20 protein-coding genes and 1 pseudogene are annotated in these 20,456 nt (G+C 65.1%); 9 read left to right on the top strand and 12 right to left on the bottom strand.

Translation table 11 applies throughout. The features are described from left to right. Window positions 1–202 precede the first annotated feature (202 nt). The 3 genes from ACLLJI_RS19905 (at window position 203) to ACLLJI_RS19895 (ending at window position 2,219) form a co-directional block, all read left to right on the top strand. Complete coding sequence (locus ACLLJI_RS19905; protein ID WP_434616038.1) at window positions 203–1,210, top strand: 1-aminocyclopropane-1-carboxylate deaminase; 1,008 nt, start codon at window positions 203–205, stop codon at window positions 1,208–1,210. 339 nt (window positions 1,211–1,549) lie between these two features. Further along, the gene (locus ACLLJI_RS19900) at window positions 1,550–1,849 is read left to right on the top strand and encodes a hypothetical protein (protein WP_434616035.1); all 300 of its coding nucleotides are present in this window, start codon (window positions 1,550–1,552) and stop codon (window positions 1,847–1,849) included. 4 nt (window positions 1,850–1,853) lie between these two features. Further along, window positions 1,854–2,219, top strand: coding sequence for a type II toxin-antitoxin system PemK/MazF family toxin (locus ACLLJI_RS19895; protein WP_434616032.1), 366 nt, complete (start codon window positions 1,854–1,856; stop codon window positions 2,217–2,219). 130 nt (window positions 2,220–2,349) lie between these two features. Here the strand turns inward: ACLLJI_RS19895 and ACLLJI_RS19890 are convergent, their stop codons facing one another. Continuing rightward, window positions 2,350–3,234, bottom strand: coding sequence for an aldo/keto reductase (locus tag ACLLJI_RS19890; RefSeq protein WP_434616029.1), 885 nt, complete (start codon window positions 3,232–3,234; stop codon window positions 2,350–2,352). A 158-nt stretch (window positions 3,235–3,392) separates the two neighbouring features. Between ACLLJI_RS19890 and ACLLJI_RS19885 the strand changes: the two genes are divergently transcribed. Beyond that, on the top strand, window positions 3,393–3,875 hold the full coding sequence (locus tag ACLLJI_RS19885; RefSeq protein WP_434616026.1) for an SRPBCC family protein: 483 nt from the start codon (window positions 3,393–3,395) through the stop codon (window positions 3,873–3,875). Window positions 3,876–3,964: 89 nt separating this feature from the next. Further along, on the top strand, window positions 3,965–4,510 hold the full coding sequence (locus tag ACLLJI_RS19880) for a hypothetical protein (protein WP_434616023.1): 546 nt from the start codon (window positions 3,965–3,967) through the stop codon (window positions 4,508–4,510). A 97-nt stretch (window positions 4,511–4,607) separates the two neighbouring features. Here ACLLJI_RS19880 and ACLLJI_RS19875 read toward each other — a convergent pair whose 3' ends face one another. After that, window positions 4,608–5,147 carry a hypothetical protein gene (locus ACLLJI_RS19875; protein WP_434616020.1) on the bottom strand — a complete coding sequence of 180 codons (540 nt, stop codon included), beginning with the start codon at window positions 5,145–5,147 and terminating at the stop codon, window positions 4,608–4,610. 267 nt (window positions 5,148–5,414) lie between these two features. On the opposite strand from ACLLJI_RS19875, the gene ACLLJI_RS19870 reads away from it, so the two are divergent. Together ACLLJI_RS19870 and ACLLJI_RS19865 are read left to right on the top strand one after the other, a co-directional pair. Further along, window positions 5,415–5,672: a DUF6458 family protein gene (locus ACLLJI_RS19870; protein WP_283560094.1), complete on the top strand. Its 258-nt coding sequence runs from the start codon at window positions 5,415–5,417 to the stop codon at window positions 5,670–5,672. Between the two features lie 25 nt (window positions 5,673–5,697). After that, complete coding sequence (locus tag ACLLJI_RS19865) at window positions 5,698–6,150, top strand: hypothetical protein (protein WP_434616017.1); 453 nt, start codon at window positions 5,698–5,700, stop codon at window positions 6,148–6,150. A gap of 283 nt (window positions 6,151–6,433) precedes the next feature. On the opposite strand, the gene ACLLJI_RS19860 is transcribed toward ACLLJI_RS19865, so the two are convergent. From ACLLJI_RS19860 to ACLLJI_RS19830, 7 genes are all read right to left on the bottom strand, one after another. Continuing rightward, a complete protein-coding gene (locus ACLLJI_RS19860; RefSeq protein ID WP_434616014.1) occupies window positions 6,434–7,291 on the bottom strand; it encodes a patatin-like phospholipase family protein in 858 nt (285 codons plus the stop codon). A gap of 404 nt (window positions 7,292–7,695) precedes the next feature. After that, complete coding sequence (locus ACLLJI_RS19855; RefSeq protein WP_434616011.1) at window positions 7,696–8,178, bottom strand: hypothetical protein; 483 nt, start codon at window positions 8,176–8,178, stop codon at window positions 7,696–7,698. A 298-nt stretch (window positions 8,179–8,476) separates the two neighbouring features. Further along, on the bottom strand, window positions 8,477–9,853 hold the full coding sequence (allB, locus tag ACLLJI_RS19850; RefSeq protein ID WP_434616008.1) for an allantoinase AllB: 1,377 nt from the start codon (window positions 9,851–9,853) through the stop codon (window positions 8,477–8,479). Next, entirely contained in the window at window positions 9,846–11,003 is a 1,158-nt protein-coding gene (locus ACLLJI_RS19845; protein ID WP_434616005.1) for a glycerate kinase, read from the bottom strand. Before ACLLJI_RS19845 ends, allB begins: the two co-directional genes overlap by 8 nt. A 9-nt stretch (window positions 11,004–11,012) precedes the next feature. Beyond that, a complete protein-coding gene (gcl, locus tag ACLLJI_RS19840; protein ID WP_434616002.1) occupies window positions 11,013–12,791 on the bottom strand; it encodes a glyoxylate carboligase in 1,779 nt (592 codons plus the stop codon). A gap of 194 nt (window positions 12,792–12,985) precedes the next feature. Next, complete coding sequence (locus ACLLJI_RS19835; protein ID WP_283560087.1) at window positions 12,986–13,873, bottom strand: 2-hydroxy-3-oxopropionate reductase; 888 nt, start codon at window positions 13,871–13,873, stop codon at window positions 12,986–12,988. Between the two features lie 277 nt (window positions 13,874–14,150). Next, the gene (locus tag ACLLJI_RS19830) at window positions 14,151–14,933 is read right to left on the bottom strand and encodes a hydroxypyruvate isomerase family protein (RefSeq protein ID WP_434615998.1); all 783 of its coding nucleotides are present in this window, start codon (window positions 14,931–14,933) and stop codon (window positions 14,151–14,153) included. A gap of 284 nt (window positions 14,934–15,217) precedes the next feature. Here ACLLJI_RS19830 and ACLLJI_RS19825 point away from each other — a divergent pair, with 284 nt between their 5' ends. After that, on the top strand, window positions 15,218–15,760 hold the full coding sequence (locus ACLLJI_RS19825; RefSeq protein ID WP_434615995.1) for a hypothetical protein: 543 nt from the start codon (window positions 15,218–15,220) through the stop codon (window positions 15,758–15,760). Further along, window positions 15,754–16,188 (top strand): annotated as a pseudogene (locus ACLLJI_RS19820) (RES family NAD+ phosphorylase); the annotation flags it as partial. The gene ACLLJI_RS19825 and the pseudogene ACLLJI_RS19820, both read left to right, overlap by 7 nt. Here the strand turns inward: ACLLJI_RS19820 and ACLLJI_RS19815 are convergent. From ACLLJI_RS19815 to ACLLJI_RS19805, 3 genes are all read right to left on the bottom strand, one after another. After that, entirely contained in the window at window positions 16,141–17,496 is a 1,356-nt protein-coding gene (locus tag ACLLJI_RS19815) for an ATP-binding protein (RefSeq protein ID WP_434621695.1), read from the bottom strand. The pseudogene ACLLJI_RS19820 and the gene ACLLJI_RS19815 overlap by 48 nt on opposite strands. A gap of 865 nt (window positions 17,497–18,361) precedes the next feature. After that, window positions 18,362–19,174, bottom strand: coding sequence for a bifunctional allantoicase/(S)-ureidoglycine aminohydrolase (locus ACLLJI_RS19810; RefSeq protein WP_434615992.1), 813 nt, complete (start codon window positions 19,172–19,174; stop codon window positions 18,362–18,364). 11 nt (window positions 19,175–19,185) lie between these two features. After that, the gene (locus ACLLJI_RS19805) at window positions 19,186–20,454 is read right to left on the bottom strand and encodes a DUF6986 family protein (RefSeq protein WP_434615989.1); all 1,269 of its coding nucleotides are present in this window, start codon (window positions 20,452–20,454) and stop codon (window positions 19,186–19,188) included. Window positions 20,455–20,456 lie beyond the last annotated feature (2 nt).

The following is a 20,456-nucleotide window of genomic DNA, read 5'->3' as shown; positions in this document are numbered from 1 at the left end:
GTCCGGCCTCCATCCGCGTCTTCTTCCCCTCATAACCGGACGGCCGACGACGGCGGCACCCGCCTGCCGCCGTCGGCCGTCCAGTGCCTTGACAGGCGAGTCGGAAAGGCATGCAATATATTACATGTTGGTCCGGCAAGTAGATGCCGGCCAACGCTCTTCCGCACCTGAGTGTCCCGCAAACCCATAACAAGGAGATCCTGTGGCCATCACGGATTTTGAGCGTTACCCCCTCACTTTCGGGCCCAGCCCCGTCCATTCGCTGCCGCGGCTGAGTCAGCATTTGGGCGGCGCGCAGATCTGGGCCAAGCGCGAGGACGTCAACAGCGGGCTGGCCTTCGGCGGCAACAAGACCCGGAAACTGGAGTACCTGGTGCCGGACGCGCTGGCCCAGGGTGCCGATACCCTGGTCTCGATCGGCGGGTATCAGTCGAACCACACGCGCCAGGTTGCAGCAGTGGCGGCCAAGCTCGGGCTCAAGGCGCGGCTGGTGCAGGAGAACTGGGTGGACTGGCCCGACCCGCTGACCGACCGGGTCGGCAACATCCAGCTCTCCCGCATCATGGGCGCCCACGTCACGCTGGACAATGCCGGGTTCGACATCGGCATCCGCAGCAGCTGGGAGCAGGCCATCCATGAGGTGGAGGAAGCCGGCGGCAAGCCCTACGCCATCCCGGCGGGCGCCTCCGACCACAAGCTCGGCGGTCTTGGCTTCGCGAACTGGGCCTATGAAGTGGAACAGCAGGAGAAGGACCTCGGGATTTTCTTCGACACCATCGTGGTCTGCACCGTGACCGGCTCAACCCACGCCGGCATGATCGCCGGATTCGCCGGCCAGGACCGGCCGCGCCGCGTGATTGGCATTGACGCCTCGGCCACGCTGCAGAAGACCCGCGACCAGGTGGAGCGAATCGCCCGCAACACCGCCGAACTGATCGGTCTGGGCCGCGAGCTGCGCGATGACGAAATCAACGTGCTGGAGGGCTGGGCCGGGGACTTCTACGGCGTCCCTGTCGAATCGACCCTGGACGCGATTCGGCTGGGCGGCTCCCTGGAAGGGATGATCACGGACCCGGTTTACGAGGGCAAGTCCCTGGCGGGCCTGATTGACCTGGTCAAGAGCCGCGATATTCCCGCCACCAGCAACGTCCTCTACGCGCACCTGGGTGGCCAGCTCGCGCTGAACGCTTACAGCGGGCTGTTCCGCTAACCGGGACGTTAGCCGGAGTTGCATGGCGCGAGCGACGACGGCGGCAGGCGGGTCAGGGCGCCCGGCGCCACACGCCGACACCTCTAGTAGCCGAGGACCGGGCGGACTTGCGTCCCGCTGCCGCTGCCCGGGCCGAAATGGAAGAAACCGGCGGATGCCCCTTGCCGTGGGAAGAAGTTAAAGCCGAGCTGGGATTGGCGCGGACCAGCCGACATCCCATCGTTCCTACGTCGACGGCGACCGACCACGTACTACCAGCCCCCAGCCATTGCCGGGGTGGCGACCACAACGGAGTCCATGCTGGCTGCCGCGGTGGGCACCACCGTGTAGGATTAAGATGTGACTGATGTGAAAGCCCGCCGTACTCCACGGATTGGCCTGCCGTTGACCGAGGAACGTGCGCTTTTCATTCAAGAGATTCGCAGCAAACCTGAGGACTTCGTCGTACTCGCTGCCTTCGCGCACGCAAAAATTACGGCGGAGTCGCCTGAGTCCACGGTTGCCAGCGCAATTTTTGATGCAGGTGTCAAGTCTCTTCGGGAAGAAATCGCGGCGTTGAGTTACGCTGAAGAAGCTGGCGACCCCGAGCACCAGCGTGAGGCAGCTGCGATGCGCCGGCGTCCGCGGGGCATAGCGTAGGCGAATGAGTCCCAACCGAAAGCGGCCGACCTTGCCGCTGCGCCGGGGCGTAATCTACGCGGCCACGCTCTCCGAGGAGGTCGGCGAAAAGTATTGGCTCGTTGTCTCGAATAACCAGCGCAACCAGGCGTTCGGCAACGCCCTGGCGATTCGCATCACCACGACCGTCCGCAGCGACCGGCCCAGCCGTGTTGCCCTCCCTCCAGAGAACGCTGTGAACGGTTGGGCTCTATGCGACGAGGTCACAACTCTTTATGATGACGAACCGGTCGCTGAGCTAAGTGGCTTGTCAATGGCGGCGATGGCCGACGTCAACGTCGGCCTGATGGCGGCGCTGGGAATCCCCTTACCGCAAACCGAAGGAGTTTGAGGCAGCTCTGTCCATCCAGACTGTCTACCGTCCACACGGCAACGAGCGGCCATACGCGGACGAGATCGGCGTGGACGACGTTCTGCGCTACAAGTGGCAGGGCCAGGACTATGAGTCCTGGGACAACAGATCACTTCGCCGAGCCATGCCGCGCGGCAGAGAGTTCCGCGAATGTCGCATCATCCAGCACGACACTGGCTGCGCCCAGGTTTTCCTCCAGGTGCTTGACGGATCCGGTGCCCGGGATCGGCATCATCACGGGGGAGCGGCGCAGCAGCCACGCCAGGGCGACCTGCGCCGTCGTCGCGCCTAAACGCTTTGCTGCTTCGTCCAGCGCGCCGCCGGGCTGTGCCAGTTCGCCGGCGGAAATGGGTGCCCAAGGGATGAAGCCGATGCCGTTTTCTTCCGCGTAATCCAGCACGTCCTCGGAGGAGTTGTCCGTGAGGTTGTAGCGGTTTTGCACGGTGGAGACGGTGAAGAATTTGGCGGCGGCCTTGAGCTCGTCGACGCTGACCTGCGACAGGCCCAGCGCCTTGACCTTGCCTTCCTGCTGCAGGTCGCGCAGCACGCCAAACTGCTCCTCGGCGTCCACCTTGGGGTCAATGCGGTGCAGTTGCAGGAGGTCCAGCGCGTCAACCTTGAGCTTGCGCAGGCTCAGCTCGGTCTGCTGACGCAGGTATTCCGCGCGCCCCACCGGCACCCACTTGTCGGGTCCGGTGCGGGTGAACCCGACCTTGGTGGCGATTTTCAGGCTGCCGCCATAGGGGTGCACGGCCTCGGCGATGATCTCCTCGCTGATATTCGGCCCGTAGGAATCGGCGGTGTCGATGAAGTCCACGCCCAGTTCGACGGCGCGGCGCACGACGGCGACGGCGGCGCGCCGGTCCGCGGGCTCACCCCACACTCCGTCCCCGACAATGCGCATGGCGCCGAAGCCGAGGCGGTGCACGGTGCCGAGGTCCTTGAGGTCAATGGTCGACGGCGTGTGGCTGCTTTGGGTGTTGTGGATAGTCATGGTGGCGGCAACCACGTGCTGCCCGTCGATATTCCGGGACGGATTTAAGCACTGGACACCACCGCACCGCAGCCGCGCCGTCGCCGCCTGACTGCCCGCCGCCGTCGTCGTAATTCGGTGCACTGGAATTCATCAGCAAACTGCGCAATGCTGGAACGATGACTGAAACCGAAGGAAGACTGACAGTGGACCGCGTAATCGATGCCCCGGCGAAGGAGATTTTCAAGCTGCTGAGCAACCCGGCCAACCATACTCAGCTCGATGGCTCGGGGATGGTGCGCTCGGATGAGAAGACGGACCGGATCACCGCCGTGGGGCAGGTGTTCACGATGAACATGTTCTGGGACAAGTTGGGCGGGGAGTACCAGACAGAGAATTATGTGGTGGGGTTTGATCCGAACAAGCTGCTGGCCTGGAAGACGGCCGACGCAGGCAAGGAACCGGCCGGCTGGGAATGGGTCTGGGAACTGGAAGCGACCGCGCCGGATTCCACAAAAGTCTCGCTCACGTACGACTGGAGCCAGGTGACGGACAAGGACGTGCTGCGGCAGATCTCCTTCCCGGTGGTAGAGGCGCACCAGCTGGAGGGCTCGCTCGGGAAGCTGGCCGAAGCCGTGGCCGGACCGCACCACACCAACTGACGTCACCAACTGACCTGGGCCGCCACGGAGCGCCGCTGATCTTCGCCGGCCATATTGCAGGGCTGGGGACTGCTTCCGGGCTCCGCGCTGTGGTCGGAGTCTGGGCGACGTCTCCTTTCGGACAGTTCGCCGATGTGATGGTGGAGCTGGCGTCCGGACACAGGATTCTGCTGGCCCCGGATGCCGCAACAGCCGAGTTCATCGGGGACACGTACGTCTTTGACGAGACGCGTCTGGTGGAGGTGACGGCGACCTTTGACGCGGGGAATCTGGTGGTCGAAGCCGGGCAGCTGCGGATCCGGGCCCGTGTGGGGGCCAGATCCATTCTGGGCTATGCCGCGGCGCTGCTGCCGCGGCGTTTGGCGGTTCACCCGCGCTGGCTGCGCGCCATCAGCCCGGTGGCGGCCCGGCTGAGTCCAGGGGTCCAGACCGCCGGTTCCGCCCGGGACGGCCGCCGGGAGTTTTATGGGGTCACCGATGTACGGCGGATCGATGCGGCCGTGGTGAGCTGGGAGGGGCGCGACGCCGGCGAGCTGGCACCCATCCGGCCACCGCTCCGATTCGGGTTCAGTAGTGTTCCGTCGCGACCAGGCGTTGCGACGGTGCAGACCACCGTGCTAGCGGAGCCGTGCTGACCACGGCTGACCACGCCGAAGCTCTACCCGGGGTTTATGGCCCACCGGTTTCGGGGACCTGGCCCACCGGTTGCGGCCGACGCCGGGAGCCCCGCAATTAACCGGCCGGTCGGGGAGCCAAAATCCTGCTGCCCACGGGATCCGCAAGTTGCACGTAGCCGTGGAACATGGCCACGTTGTGTGGGCAGACCATCCCCGGCGTCGGTATGGCGCCGGCGAGTGTCAGGACTACGCGGGACGGTTCTTCCGTGATGATGGCCTGCAGCGGGCGGTTGCAGGCGGGTACCATGGCCGTCAGGTAAACCCGGTTGAGCGAATCGTTCACCCCGTCAAGCAGCCAGTCCAGGGATACTCCCGGGCTGGTCCCCGACGGTGCGCTGGGGATGGGTTGATAGTCCGCGGCGTTGCCGGTGAACGCTGCCGGCGGTGTGGACGACGGCGACGGCGTGAGTGGTGCTGTCGTGTCCGGCGCTGCGGACGGTGAGTCTGAGATGTTCGACGGCGTCGACAAGGGTTGGATTTCCGGGAAACCACCTGTGCTTCCCCTGCCTTGCGGCAACCCGCAGCCCGCGGCAAGCAGCACCGCCACCAGCGTTAGCAGCGCGGTTTTCGCGCGCACATTTCCGCTGCCCTTCATTCCTCCATAGTAGGCCCGGTAGGCCCGGTAGGCCCGGCGACCACGTGGTCCGACTGGTCATGCCGAGGGCTTCGACCGTTGCCGTGAGGGTGACTGTTACTGGTGAGATACATCGAAGGTGCCTTCGGCTTCGAAGCCGAAGGAATTTTCGATCATCGATACAGCTGGCCTGCACCGCGCCGCAGCGACTGTGATGTAGGCTGCATTCACGGCTGGCCATCCGCGCAGCGGGCCCTGTGCCCATGCCGTCCCACGAGGAGGTTCAAAATGAGAATCGGATCGTCCATTTTCCTGATCGCTGTCGGAGCTATTCTGGCTTTTGCCATTGATGGCAGCGCCGTCCCTTACGTTGATCTGCACCTGGTCGGTTACATTCTGCTGATCGTGGGTGTCCTGGGGCTCATCATCTCGCTGGTTATGAGCGGCTCCCGCCGGCAGCGCCGGGTAACTGAGAGCAGGTCCGTGGTGGACCCCAACACTGGTGAACACATCACCCGCAACGAGAGCCGCGACACCGGCCTCTGAGCGCTCCGCCTATATGCTAAGCAGCATGAGTAATTCCGCGCCCGACGGTCCCGATGCCAACCACCAGCGCCCGAACGGCGTGACGGACGCGACCGTGATGGCCCTTGGCAAACTGTCCGAGGCCCTCGAAGTGGTCGAACAAGCACGAGGCTACCTCTACGGATTCCATCGGCTGACCGGTAAGGCAGACCTGGCGCTGGGTGAGGCAGTCGATCTGCTCCGCGAAGCCGGACACACCGGACTGGCGGATAAGTTGGATCAGCAGATCGTGGGCCGGAACGTGATCGACGGCCGGTGGACGTTCCAGGTCATTGAGGATTACGACGACGGCTATTACGCGGAGTTCAAGGCGGCGGAAAAACTGGCCCGCCAGGAGCTTGTTGACGGGAAGCGGCACCTCTTCGAGGCCGGGATGAAGGAAGACCGCCGCTCCCATGGGCGTGTGAACCATGAGGCGTTACCTTCGGAAGCTGAGTAGGGCGAGTAGGCGGCAAGGACCGGTGCTGTTTCATACGCCCGGCCCGGGAGTTCTCCCACAGGCGTTCGACCGCTAGTAATCATTTCCTTGGCGACACGCCGGGAGGTTGAGGCTCCCTCCAACTGGCTGGAAGTGATGGCTTCCTCAATGAGCGAATTGACGATGTACTGGTTTCGACCTCGTCCGCTGGTAACCAACTAGGGTAGTCCGATTTCCCGCTTGCTCTTCGCGTTATTTCTTCGCAAGCTTGCAGAAGTTCGTCTGTCGGTGAGTAGCTGCTGCGTTAGGACCAGAGACGGTGGACGGCGTCAGCGACCGTCGCTGCTTGATCCTTACCGGCGCGGGCAGCGGTTTCACGGAAGGCCGGGTCGAGGGAGTTGCGGCCCATGGCTTGCTTAGCGGCGTTGATGGGGGTGATCAGCAGGGTGCGGACCGAGGGGCCCAACGCGGCCAGTTGACCGGCCACCGACCAGCGCTTCCGTAGTGACATGGCGATGGGAGCGAGGACGACGACGACGTCGCAGCCGGCGGCGAGGTCGGTGTTGGTGTTGGTGCCGGAGAGGGTTCCGCCGTCGATATAACGGTGAGCGCCGATGGTGACGGGTGGCCAGACGGTTGGAACGGCACAGCTTGCGGCAACGGCATCGACCAAGGAAATGCCGTTGTCTTTGAAGGCACGGCTGTCCTTGGTAAAGACGCGGCGCTCGCCGGTGTTGGCGTTGATGGCGATGATGCGCAGGTCGGTTTCCGGCCCCTTGGCGGAGGGGACGCGATGGGCGATGATTTCGCGGCGCTCGGCCTCGCTGACGGTGCTGGCTCGGAGGGCGGCACGGCCGATTCGCCGCGCGATGGCCGGGTCGGAACGGGGGAGGAGTCGTGGGCCGAGGAGGCGTGCGATGTTGCTGATGCCGAGCGTGGCGGCCTTTTCGCTTCCGTGGCTGGCGATTTGGGTTTGGTAGGCGTCGTTGGCGGAGATGCCGGAGGTCAGGGTGGCGGCGACGCTGGAGCCAGCGGATGTTCCAATGATGCGGTCGGCTTCGCTGAGGTGGATACCGCGCTCAGCGAGTCCTGCAATCAGCCCGGTTTCCCAGCCGATGCCGGTAACTCCGCCGCCGCCGAGGACGAGCGCTCTGCTGCTCATGGGTCTCCTTCCGAATGCTCACAGCGATTGGTCACTGTCTGTCGCTTTGAGGGTACCAAAGTGAGTGTGAAGCGAGAGATAGCGACCCCTCGACTAAAGGCCTTAGCTGGGCGCGAGCGGCTAGATTTTACCACGTGGAGGCTGTTGTAAACTCACAACGCCCAGATGTTCGCTTAAATGCATGGTCAGCGCGGGCCGGCAAGAATCCGATTAATCAGGCCATCAGGCCATCAGGCCATCAGGCCATCAGGCCATCAGGTCGTTGGACGCTTCGCAATTCGAAGTCGTGGAGATCCACAAAGGACATCGCTGGGGTATGGTCCGCTGTCGCGTTTGTGCAGATGAGGTAGCAATTTGGTCCACTCCTCGCGTTCCTGAAGACAACGCGGCAGCTATTCAGAGATTTACCAGCAGACACAATCACCGGGGAGGTGAACAACGTGAGCGATTTTGAATTCGTAGTCTTCCTCGATCGGGCTCCCGTCGACGAGGACTACGACCGACTCTTTGAGGCCGGTCTTGACGATGCTTTTCCCGGCACGCGAGACGGTCGAGGTGTGCTGGATGTAAACCGGGAAGCGGTATCGCCGAGTGCAGCGATCATCAGCGTTGTCGAGGACGCTGCCCGGGCTGGGTTTCAGGTCAATGGCATCGATGAGGAAGATCTCGTTTCGCTTAAGACGATCGCCGGGAGGATCGGCCGAAGCTACGAGAGCTTGCGCCTGCTTGCCCAGGGCAAGCGCGGGGCTGGCGGTTTTCCCGCGCCGCGGTCTGCGGATGGATGGGCCCTCTATTCTTGGGCGGCCGTCGCCGAATGGCTTCGGGCGAATGTCGGTGCCGAACCTGCCATCAGCGACGGTGAACGTGTGTTCGCCGCAGCAGATCACCTTCTGCGGGCCCGCACACTGGTTTGGCGATGCCGGGTTAGCGGAACTGTCTGCCCTGGTCCAATATCGCGGGGTCCGCGTACTGGACCATCCGGTAGGGGACTTCGCTGCAGACGCGTTTGTTGCGACAGAACAGCATCGCGAGATGGAACCCGGATTCCCGTCCGAGGCCTCACAGTGAAAGGTCGCTATCTGTCGCTTTGAGAGTACCAAAGCGAAAGATAGCGACCACACGGCTAAAGGGCCCCGACCGGCTGGTGCGGCTCGACCGTTGGACCGGTTGGACCGGTTGGACCGGCTAGCCCACGTCCCCGCGGCGCAGCAGGTTCCCGGTGGGCGTCATGCCGTCGATTTCATGGCCGCGTAAAAAGGTTTTGCGGACCACTCCGGCCAGCGGGCGGCCGTCGTAGGGCGTGATGGGGTTCTTGTGCTTGAGCTTCGAGACGTCCACCACGTAGGCGTCGTCGGCGGCAAAGATGGCCAGGTCGGCGTCGTAGCCCAGTGCCAGCTGGCCCTTTTGGGTCAGCCGGGCCAGTTGCGCTGGTTTGGTGGACATCCACGAGATGACCTGTTCAAGCGTGATGCCGCGCTGCCGGGCCTCGGTCCAGATCAGGGACAGCCCCAGCTGCAGCGAGGAGACCCCGCCCCAGGCAACGGCAAAGTCGCCGTTTTCCAGATCCTTCAGATCCAGTGTGCTGGGGGAGTGATCGGACACGATGCAGTCGATGGTGCCATCCTCCAGCCCGGCCCAAAGGAGTTCGCGGTTGGCTGCTTCGCGGATGGGGGGGCAGCACTTGTAGGCGGTGGCACCGTTGGGGATTTCCTCCGCCATCAGTGTGAGGTAGTGCGGGCAGGTCTCCACCGTGAGCCGGACGCCGTCGCGCTTGGCGGTGGCGATCATGGGCAGCGCGTCGGAGGAGCTCAGGTGCAGGATGTGCGCACGGGCGCCGGTCCAGCGGGCGCGCTCAATGACCTCGGCAACCGCTACGTTTTCCGCTCCACGGGGACGGGAGGCCAGGAACCTGTCGTAGTGGTTCCCCTCGGCGCTGGGCGCATGGTCGATGGCCCGCGAGTCTTCCGCGTGGACGATCATCAGGGAGTCGAAGCTCCTGAGCTCGGCCATGTCCGCTTCCATCTCATCCGCCTCGAGATGGGGGAATTCGTCCACACCGGAGTGCAGCAGGAAGCATTTGAAGCCGAAGACGCCGTCGTCGTGCAGCCCACGCAGGTCTTTCTTGTTGCCCGGGATGGCACCGCCCCAGAAACCGACATCTACGAAGGCCTGGTCACGCGCCACGCTGCGCTTGAGCTCCAGGGCTTCCACCGTCGTCGTCGGCGGAATGCTGTTCAACGGCATGTCGATGATGGTGGTGACTCCGCCGGCCGCGGCGGCGCGGGTGGCGGAGGCAAAGCCTTCCCATTCCGTCCTGCCGGGCTCGTTGACGTGAACGTGGGTATCCACCAGGCCCGGGATCAGCGTTTCGTCGTCGGCCAGGTCAATGCTCCTGGCGCCTTCCAATCCGTTGCCTAGGGGTTCGATGGCGACGATCACGCCGTCGCGGATCCCCACCTCGCGGGCCACGATGCCAGCGGTGGTCAGGATCCGCCCTCCTCGGATGACGAGATCAAACGCGGCCTTGGGTGCCGCATCGGGCGCTGCTGTTGTTTCAGACATTGAAATACTCCTTTGTATCGGATTCGGTGGCCCACTGCAGGGCGATCTTCGCGCCTAGCTGTTCCAGCAGCACGCCGGCCTCCGTCATGCATTTACTGACATCCGCCTCGAGCTCCGTCAGGGCATACGTCTGGGCAAAGCCGGCGGCGGCCAGAGTCCCGCGGTCAAGGGTGGTTCGCCCGCAGACGGCGATCACCGGGATGCCGGCGCGCGCCGCGGCCTGCGCCACTCCCATCGGTGTCTTGCCGCCCAGGCTCTGCTCATCCAGGCTGCCTTCGCCGGTAATGACCAGATCTGTTCCCGCAATTCTCCCGTCCAGCCCGGTGAAGTCAAGGACCACCTCGATGCCGGGTCGGCGCACCGCACCCAGCACGGCCAGCGCCGCGTAGCCCACACCGCCGGCGGCCCCGGCTCCGGGAGCATCGGAGGTGGTGACGGCATGCGTGCCGATGGCGTTGGAGAGCAGCCGGAAGTAGCATTCAAGCCCGTGCTCCAGCGCCAGTACGTCCTGCGGGGAGGCGCCCTTTTGGGGGCCGAAGATTTCCGCCGCGCCGTTGGGGCCCAGCAGCGGGTTGTCCACATCGCTGGCCAGCACTATGTTTGTGGTGGCCAGCCGTGGGTCCAGCCCGCAGACGCTCACCTCCGCCAGTCGCGCCAGGGCGCCGCCGCCGTCGGGCAGTTTCTGCCCGCGTGCGTCCAGCAGTTTCACGCCCAGTGCGCTGAGCAGCCCGGCGCCGCCGTCGGTGCACGCGCTGCCGCCCACACCGAGGACGATGTCCGTGCAGCCGGCGTCCAGGGCGGCCCGGATCAGGTCCCCGGTGCCGCGGCTGGTGGCAGTCAGCGCTGCCAGTTCACCGTTGGGGAGCACGGCGAGCCCGGAGGCCACCGCCATTTCGATGACCGCCTGGCTGCCGCGGACCGCGAAGTCCGCGCTGATCGGCAGGCCCGTCGGGCCGGCCACCGTAGCGCTTCGGCGCTCAAAGCCTGAGGCGACGGCGGCGTCCAACGTCCCCTCGCCGCCGTCGGCCACTGGAATTTGCTCCACTGTCAGCCCCGGATCCGCGGCCAGCAGGCCGGCGGCCAGGTGCGCGGCCACCTCCGGAGCGGCGAGCGAGCCTTTGAATTTATCCGGGGCTATGACAATGCGCATGTGCTTCTCTCAGTCCAGCAGGGCGATGATCGCGGTGGGGGCATCCTGGTGCTTCTCGGCCAGGTCCTCGAACTCGGTCACGTTGTCCAGCTCGGTGCCCATGGAGATGTTGGTGACGCGCTCCAGGATGACCTCCACGATCACCGGGACCTTGAACTCGCCCATCATCGCCTGCGCCTTTTCGAACGCGGCGGCCAGATCCGCGGGATCTTCCACCCGGATGGCCTTGCAGCCCAGCCCCTCGGCGACCTTGACGTGGTCCACGCCGTAGCCGTTGGTCTCCGGGGAGTTGATGTTATCGAAGGCCAGCGAGACCTCGAAGTCCATCTTGAAGCCGCGCTGGGACTGGCGGATCAGGCCCAGGTAGGAGTTGTTCACGACCACGTGGATGTAGGGGAGCTGGAACTGCGCGCCCACGGCCAGTTCTTCGATCATGAACTGGAAATCGTAGTCACCGGAAAGGGCGACGACGGTACCATCGGGTTTGCCGCGCACCACACCGAGCGCTGCCGGTACGGTCCAGCCCAACGGACCCGCCTGGCCGGCATTGATCCACTGGCGCGGGCCGAAGACGTGCAGCATCTGCGCGCCGGCGATCTGGGACAGCCCAATGGTGGAAACGTAGGTGGTGTCCTTGCCGAACGCCTTGTTCATTTCCTCGTAGACGCGCTGTGGTTTGATCGGGATGTTCTCGAAGTGGGTCTTGCGCTGCAGGGCACCCTTGCGGGCGGTGCAGTCCTTGACCCACGGGTTGTAGTCCGGGAACGGCCCGGCGGCCTTGCGCTCGCGAGCCACCTCCAGCAGCGTATCCAGCGCGGCACCGGCGTCGGAGACGATGCCCAGGTCCGGGGCGAAGACCCGGCCGATCTGGGTCGGCTCGATGTCGATGTGCACGAACGTGCGGCCCTTGGTGTACGTCTCGATGCCGCCGGTGTGGCGGTTGGCCCAGCGGTTGCCGATGCCGATCACGAAGTCCGATGCCAGCATGGTTTCGTTGCCGTAGCGGTGCGAGGTCTGCAGGCCCGCCATGCCGGCCATCAGCGGATGGTCATCGGGAAGGATTCCCCAGCCCATCAGCGTCGGGATGACCGGGACGTTGAGCAGTTCCGCCAGTTCAACCAGCTGCGCGGAGGCGCCGGCGTTGATGATGCCACCGCCGGCCACGATCAGCGGGCGCTCCGCGGCGGTGAGCATGTCCAGCGCCTTCTCGGCCTGGCGGCGGCTGGCCTTGGGCTTGGACACGGCGAGCGGCTCATAGGCATCGATGTCGAATTCGATCTCCGCCATCTGCACATCAAAGGGCAGGTCCAGCAGGACCGGGCCCGGACGGCCGGAGCGCATCAGGTAGAACGCCTTCTGGAAGGCGCCCGGGATCTGGCCCGGCTCCAGCACGGTCATGGCCATTTTGGTCACCGGAGCGGCGATGGAGGAGATGTCGACGGCCTGGAAGTCTTCTTTGTGCAGCTTGGCCACCGGTGCCTGGCCGGTGATGCACAGGATCGGCACGGAATCCGCCCACGCGGCGTACAGGCCGGTGATCATGTCCGTGCCGGCGGGGCCCGAGGTGCCCAGGCAGAGGCCGATGTTGCCATCGGCCGCGCGGCTGTAGCCATCGGCCATATGCGACGCGCCCTCGACGTGACGGGCCAGCGTGTGGCGGATGCCGCCGTCGGCCTTCATGGCTGAATAGAACGGGTTGATCGCGGCGCCCGGCAGGCCGAACGCCTCGGTGGCGCCCTCCTTCTTCAGGATCGCGATCGCAACATCAACGGTGCGCATCTTGGACATGGGATTCTCCTTCTGGTGTCCCCCGGCCGGCGCTGCGCGCCGGCCGGGGGAAGTCTGTAAATAGTTTTGTGCCGGTTGATCCGGCTGATTGGACTGCGTTGGGCGGTCCGGTTGATTAAGCGGTCCGGTTGATTAAACCGTGCCGGTTGCTCCGGCTATTGGATCGTGCAGGACGGTCCGTTGATCGGGCTTGGCTAGTTTTTTCCGGACTTGCCGGAAAGCTGCTCGACGAGCTTGAAGAGACCGGAGTGGTCCAGGCCGCCGTCGCCCTGGTTGACCATGGAGCCGACCAGCTGTGCGACCAGGGCCCCGAGCGGGATGGTGACCCCGGCTTCGCGGGCGGCGGAGGTGACGATGCCCATGTCCTTGTTGTGCAGCTGCAGGCGGAAGCCGGGCTCGAAGGAGCGGTCCAGCATCTTCTGACCCTTCTGCTCGAGGACCTTGGAGCCGGCCAGGCCGCCGCCGAGCACCTTCAGCGCGGCCTTGGTGTCCACGCCGTAGGCCTCGAGGAAGACGATGGCCTCCGCGAGCAGCTCGATGTTGCCGGCCACGATCAGCTGGTTGGCCGCCTTGACCGTCTGGCCCGAACCGGAGGGGCCGACGTGCACAATCGTCTTGCCGACGGCGTTCAGCACGTCAGCAACGGCATCAAAGTCCGCGGCGTCCCCGCCAACCATGATGGAGAGCACGGCGTCGATGGCGCCCTGCTCACCGCCGGAGACCGGAGCGTCGAGGGGCTTGACGCCGGCTTCCTTGGCGTCTTTGGCGAGCCGGACGCTGACATCCGGGCGGATGCTGCTCGCGTCGACCCAGTACGCTCCTGACTTGGCGTTGGCGAAGACGCCCTCCGGGCCGGACACGACGCCCTCAACATCGGGGGAGTCCGGCACCATGGTGATGACGACGTCGGCATCCTTGACGGCCTCGGCAATGTTGCCGGCGCCGTTGCCGCCCGCCTCGACCAAGGCGTCAATCTTGTCCTGGCTGCGGTTGAAGCCCGTGACGGTGAAGCCGGCCTTGACGAGATTAGTGGCCATGGGGAGGCCCATGATGCCGAGTCCGATAACTGCAACGTTTGTCATAATGAATCCTTTGGGTCTTCGCGTTTGTGCGTCTGCGGGGTGTGTGCCCCAACTAGGTAGCAGTTGTTGCACTCATTCGCGGTTTTGAGTGCCTCAAGTGCGACCCAGTTGGGAGGGGGAGGGTCGCTGCGCTGGGGTGCGTGGGGTGCGTGGGGTGCGTGGGGTGCGGGCGGTGCGGGGAGTGCGGGGAGTGCGGGCGGTGCGGGGAGTGCGGGCGGTGCGGGGAGTGCGGGGAGTGCGGGCGGTGCCGGGTGCTGCGCTGCGCCTAAGATGCCGGCTAGCGGATCAGCCAGGCGAAGGCTTGGTCCGTCTCCGTCTTGTATTCGAGGCCGATGTGGCCGTCGTAGCCGAGGTCGCGGCTCTTCGTGATCCAGTCGCCGAGCGGGAGTTCGCCCGAACCGGGGGCGCCGCGGCCCGGTGCATCGGCGATCTGGATGTGGCCGAAGTCCTTGGCGTAGCTGTCGATCACGGCGGCCACATCGTCACCGTTTACCGAGAGGTGGTAGAAATCCGCCAGCAGCGCGATGTTCTCCGCACCGGCGGCGCGGACCTTGCCGATCACGTCCATGGCCTGCGCGGCGGTCTTGATCGGATAGAGCTCGGCGCCGCTGACAGGCTCCAGCAGCACCGTCCCACCGATCCCGGCCACGCCCTGGGCCGCGGCCACCAGGTTCTTCACGGCGAGTTCGTCCTGCTCCTCGGGCGTGAATTCAGCCATCCGGTTGCCATAGAGGGCATTGAAGGCCTTGCAGCCCAGGCGTCCGCCGATGCCGGCGACGACGTCGATATTGTCCTTGAACTCCGAGCAGCGACCCTTCCAGGACACCAGTCCGCGGTCCCCGGCCGGCATGTTCCCGGCGTTGAAGTTCAGACCTGTGAGCTGGACGCCGGCATCCGTGATGGCGTTTTCGAAGGCTGCCACCTCGGCATCGGCGGGAACCGACTCAGCGAAGGGCCACCAGAATTCGACGGCGTCAAAGCCGGCAACCTTGGCCGCGGCCGGCCGCTCCAGCAGGGGGAGATCCGTCAGGAGGATGGAGCAGTTCACTGTGTACGTCATTATGGGTGTCCTTCGCCAGCGTCTTGATGATTCGTGTTAAATGTTCCATAGTTTTCACACAATGAAAACTATATCTTGCCTAATGAAAGTTTAGGCCTGCGATGCCATACCGTCAACCCCTGCTGAGCGGCCGCCTCTCCTAGCGGTTGCCCGGTGCCACCCGCGGCTGCGTGGAGATCCGCGAGGGTGGAGATCTCCAGGCATTCCCAGGGCGTCGTGTCATGGCGCCTGACGATCCCGACAGGTAGACTCCTGTGTCGAAAGCGTCGGACGGGAGAACCAAAGTGACGACGGAACAGCAGGAAGAATCACTCACTGGAGCGCAGGGGAAACGCCCTCTGCTGATGCAAATGGCCGAAAATATGGCGCGCAGCGTCGAAGCGCTCGGCCCTGCTCTCGCTGCCGTGGACGTCGCCGTGTCGCCCCAACTGGCCGCCGTCATGCAGGAGACCGAAAATACCTGGCGAGAAATGGAAGCCGAGTTTGGTCTCCTGACCAGTACCGAGGTCTCCGCGGCAGTTGGATCGAAGTCGCCGAATCGGAGTTGGGCTTCCGAGCAGCGGTCCGCAGGAAGGTTGTTGGCGATCAACCGGCCGAGGGGCTACCGATACCCCGGGTTTCAGGTGGACCGCGTACACGGCGTCATCTTGCCCGTGATCGGCCGTCTCATCACGGTGGCCAAAAAAGCAGGGTGGAGTGAAGCCAGCCTGGCACTGTGGCTTGTTGCTTCCACAGGGTATCTTGATGATGCACGGCCGGTCGACCGGCTGGATCGCGGGGACGAAGTCGTCTACGCCGCGGAGCAGAGTTTCAACGTTCAGTGGTGAGGTTAGCCCCTCCTCAGCCGTTTGAGGCGCAGGCCTTGGTACTGCAGGAAGGCACTGAGCTGTGGCGGGTCTTCTCCAACACCCGATTGGCTGCGGAATTCAATCCAGGCTTCGGCAGCCGCATCCGGTTTGCCTTTTTCGGAAACCCCGCTGTGCCGGTTCTTTATGCCGCAGACACCCTTGAGGCTGCTGTCTGTGAAACGATCCTCCATAGCGTTCCATTGCGCAACGGCAAGATCCTGTACCCGAGTTTCGCCGACAGTGTTGCCGCAACTATCGCCACCACACGGGAACTGAAACTTGCAGTATTCATGGGAGATGGTCTGCGTGTGTTGGGAACCGACGCAGGGACCCTGAGCGCGACGACAGCGTCCCAGTCCTCAAGGACAGTCCGTTGGGCCGAAGCTGCCTACAAATCGGGTTTCGACGGTGTCGTCTGGATGAGTAACCGGCGCAATACGGACAGAGCGTTCGTACTCTTCGGTGACCGCGTTGGTGTCAGGGATCTGACCCCGACGACCACCGGCGGAGTGATATTCAGTGCGGGTCCGGGCTTTGACTGGCTGGTCAGCTACTGCGGATCCCTCGGGATCGCGGTGCAGATTCCATGAACGGCGATCCGCTGTTCGCGCGCTCCATAATTTGGAGAGTTGGTGCACCCGCTGGGTGGAGAGACCGAGCAGAATTCCAGCATCGCTCAATGTCACTCCTCCGGCGCCCAACTCATGAACTGCTGCTCGCTTGAGAACGGCCGCCCCCTTCACCATTTCGCGGGCAGCATCTTCGCGGGCCTCGCCGTCCTGCCACATCTTCGCCACGGCTTCGGGAAGGCGCAGGGCTACGTGTACGCGGACGTCGTGGGGGTCCACATCCAGCCAAAGAACAGCGATCTCAGTGGCGGCTTCCTCAATGTCCTTGACGGGTGAGAGCTTCGCCGTCGGCCATGAGCTGGTCCACGGCAGCGGCGAGGTGCGCATCGGCGGGGTCCTCGCCGGCCAATGACGCGGCAACCACGGAGCGCCGGACCAGCTCCTTGGCGAACGAGGCCGTGGTGCCCGCGGTTCGTGCCGTGGCGGACTCGAGCGCCGACGGTGAAAAGGCAAGCCCGCGCGAGTACAGGCGCAGCAGTTCCGTGCGCTCATGCTCGGACGGGAGCGGGATTCCACGGCCAGGTCCACGCGTCCGGGCCGCTGGGCAAGGGCGCGCTCCAGCATGTCCACGCGGTTGGTAGTCAGGACAAAGGCGACGTCAGAATCGTTATCCAGCCCGTCCATGGCATCGAGCACTTCGAAGAGCAGGGGCTGCGGGCCGTGGCCGAAACTGCGGTCCTCGGCGATCAGGTCGCAGTCCTCCAGCACGACGATTGAGGGCGCGAGGGCCCGTGCGGTCTTGGCCGCCTCCGAGATTCGGGCGAGCGAACCGCCCGAGAGGAGCACCGCCGTCGTGCCCTCACTTTGACTCAGGAGATAGCGGACTGTGTGCGTCTTGCCGGTCCCCGGCGGACCGTACAGGAGCAGGCCGCGCTTGAGGTGCTGCCCGTGCGCCCTCAGGACGTCGGCCTGCCGGGCGATGCCCAGAGTGTGGTTCTCCACCCTGCTGAGGAGGCCGTCGGGGAGGATGACGTCGCTGCCGGACAGTTCGGGGCGCCGCACGAACGTCACCCCGCCGACGCTGGGCCCGAAATCGCTGATGCTCAGGGCGATGATCTGGCCCTTGAAGACGCTTCGGTGCTCCATTTCGCGGCGCACATTGGCCAGGAAATCGGCGGCCACGGAGGGCCGGGCGGCGAGGACCTCCAGCGCGGCGAACTGCCGGCCGAATTTGGGTTTCGCTTCGCGTTGGAGGACCGCGACGGGCGAGCTCGCGTACGTAAAGAGCCGCAATCCCAGCGCCACGGCCTGGCGCTGCTCGTCGGGGCCGACGGAAAGATTCGTGTAGTCGGGCTGGGACAGCGGGAAGTTCGGAAAAATCAGCGATTGCTGGATGATGTCGCCGAGGGACATATGGTTGCGCTGCTCGCCGCCGCCGATGCCCACCAGCCTGTTGTCCGGATCCCCGCCAGCCATGGCTTCCAGCAGGATGTCGAGGTCCACCAGGCGGTGCGGTGCGATCTCCTCCACCACAACACATAGGTCCTGAGCGGCCGCGCCAAGGTGATCGGTGAGTGTCCGGAGCAGCTCATCGCCGCCCTTCACCAGCTCCAGTCCGGCCTGCGCCAGGCGCGCCAGCGTGCCGAAGTATGCGATGAACTTCCCCAGGTTCTCATCCATGGACAGACCCTAGCAGAAGCGACATCGGCCGATCGGTGGCTCCTGTGGTGTCGGTACCGCGCCGGCAAACGGCGTCCGTAACCCAGACGAAAGGTGACTTGGCGGGCTCGCCTGGGATCTCCACGCGGACGTGGCCGGCCCTGGTCGATCACCATGTGGGTCAGGGGTCAAAATTCGCACGGCATCACGGAGTCATCAGGCGCCACCGGCTCCCGAGATGCCGTGGAAATGGACGGATGCCGTGGAAATTTCAGCGGCATCCGTCCAGACGAGCGGCAAAAGGAGTCTGGATCACCGGACGGTAGCGATCGACCAAGCGAGATGCCGCCGGTTACGTCAGGCGGATCTGCCGGTTGACGTCCTTGTACAGCAGGTAGCGGAAGTTGCCCGGGCCGCCGGCGTAGCAGGCCTGCGGGCAGAAAGCGCGCAGCCACATGAAGTCGCCGGCCTCCACCTCGACCCAGTCGTTGTTGAGCAGGTACATGGCCTTGCCCTCGAGCACGTACAGGCCGTGCTCCATCACGTGGGTCTCCGGGAAGGGGATCACGCCGCCGGGCCGGAACGTCACGATGTTCACGTGCATGTCGTGAGCCAGGTCGTTCGGGTCGGCGAAGCGGGTTGTCTTCCAGACGCCGTCGACGTCGGGCATCTCGTTGGGCGCCACCTCGGCGTCGCTCGTGACGAAGGACTTGGCCTCGTAGCCCTCGAGACGCTCGTAGGCCTTGCGGATCCAGTGGAAGGAGACGATGTCGTCGGAGACGTTCTCCAGGCTCCATGCGTCACCGGCGGCCAGGTAGGCGTAGCCGCCTTCCTCCAGCGGGTGCAGCTCGCCCTCGAGGGTCAGGTTGACCTTGCCCTTGGTGACGAAGATGACCCCTTCGACGCCGGCCTCCTGCTCGGGCTTCTCGGAGCCACCGCCGGCACCGATCTCCACGATCAGCTGGGAGAAGGTGGTGGCGAAGCCGGAGATCGGGCGGGCGATGATCCAAGATCGGGTGTTGGTGAATCCCGGGAGGTTGCTCGTGACGATGTCCGTCAGCACGCCCTTGGGGATGACCGTGTAGGCCTCCTTGACGATGGCGCGTTCGGTGGTGAGGTGTGTTTGCGGCGGCAGGCCGCCCTCGGGGTAGTAGTACTTGCCCATCAGTGAATCCTTCAGTGAGAGACGGTGGCGAGCCGCGGGTGGGCCAGCGCCGTCAGTTGGGTTTGGTCAAGGCTCGTCAGGGCCAGCACTTCCTCGGCGCCGGCGGCGCCGCAGACCAGGCCGCGCAGGATGAAGTTGGCCAGGGCGCGTGCCGTGGCCGGTTCGTCCATGACGGCGCCCGGGGTCTGCTGGACGTAGTTGCGCAGGCGCACGGCGGCTGCCGGGAGGCCTTGGCGGTAGAAGGCGTACGTGGCGCTGAAACGGCTCGGCAGCTGGGCGGGGTTCAGGTCCCAGCCCTGGTAGTAGCCGCGTTCCAGGGAACGCCGCACTAGCCGGCCGTGCAGTGCCCAGGCGGCGTCCGCGCCGTCGCCGATCGGCATGATGTTAGTAGAGCCGTCGGAGAGGCGGATGCCCGTTCCGGCCACGGCCAGCTGCATGATTTCCTTGGCGAAGTCCGCCACCGGGTGCTCCATGGACTGGTACTCGGCGGAGATCTCCAGCGAGGCGCTGTAGTCGTAGGTGCCGTAGTGCAGACCGCTGATGCGTCCGGGGACCACGTGGGGCAGCTGCGCCACGGGGGAGGTGCCGTCGGGGCCCAGGATGAGCTGCGGGGTTTCCACCTGCACCTCAAAACGCAGGCGTCCGGCAGGCAGTCCGTGGATTTCCTCTAAACGGCCCACGGCGAAGTCCATGGCCTTGACCTGATCGACCGTGGTCACCTTGGGCAGTGTCAGCACCAGGCCGTCGGGGAGTTCCCCCGCCTGCGCCAGGGTGGAGACGAACAGGTCCAGGGTGCGCACGCCCCGGGCCCGGGTCGGTGCCTCGAAGCACTTGAAGCGGATGCCCACGAACGGCGGGGCCGTCCCGGCGGCCACTGCGGCGCTGACGGTCTTGGCGGCCGTCACGGCGGCGGCATCCTCGACGTCGTCGCCGCGGTTGCCAAAGCCGTCCTCAAAGTCCAGGCGCAGGTCCTCAATCGGCTCGTTCGCCAGCTTGGCGGCAACCCGGGGAGCCACGGCCGCAGCCAGTTCCCCGTCTTGCCCCAGCAGCGCGCCGAGGCGCTCGAGGCCGCCGGCGTTGTTGATCGCCTCAAGGCCCTGTGCGCCCCAGTCGGCGGCAAAGGTGGTGGTGAACTTGTCCGCCGGCACGTACACGGTGTGCACGGGCTGGCGGGTGCCGTCGTCGCCCGGGTAGTTGCGGTCAAGCAGCTGGTCCGTGGCGGCGCAGGAAGCATCGATGTGCGCCAGGTCCGCCGCTGTCAGTGACTGAGTTTCAGCCATCG

Source organism: Arthrobacter sp. A5 (genome assembly GCF_051131705.1).
In the GTDB taxonomy this organism is placed as follows: Bacteria; Actinomycetota; Actinomycetes; order Actinomycetales; family Micrococcaceae; genus Arthrobacter_M.
Note: the sequence above shows the minus strand (reverse complement) of the source record. Positions and strands in the feature narration are given on the sequence as shown.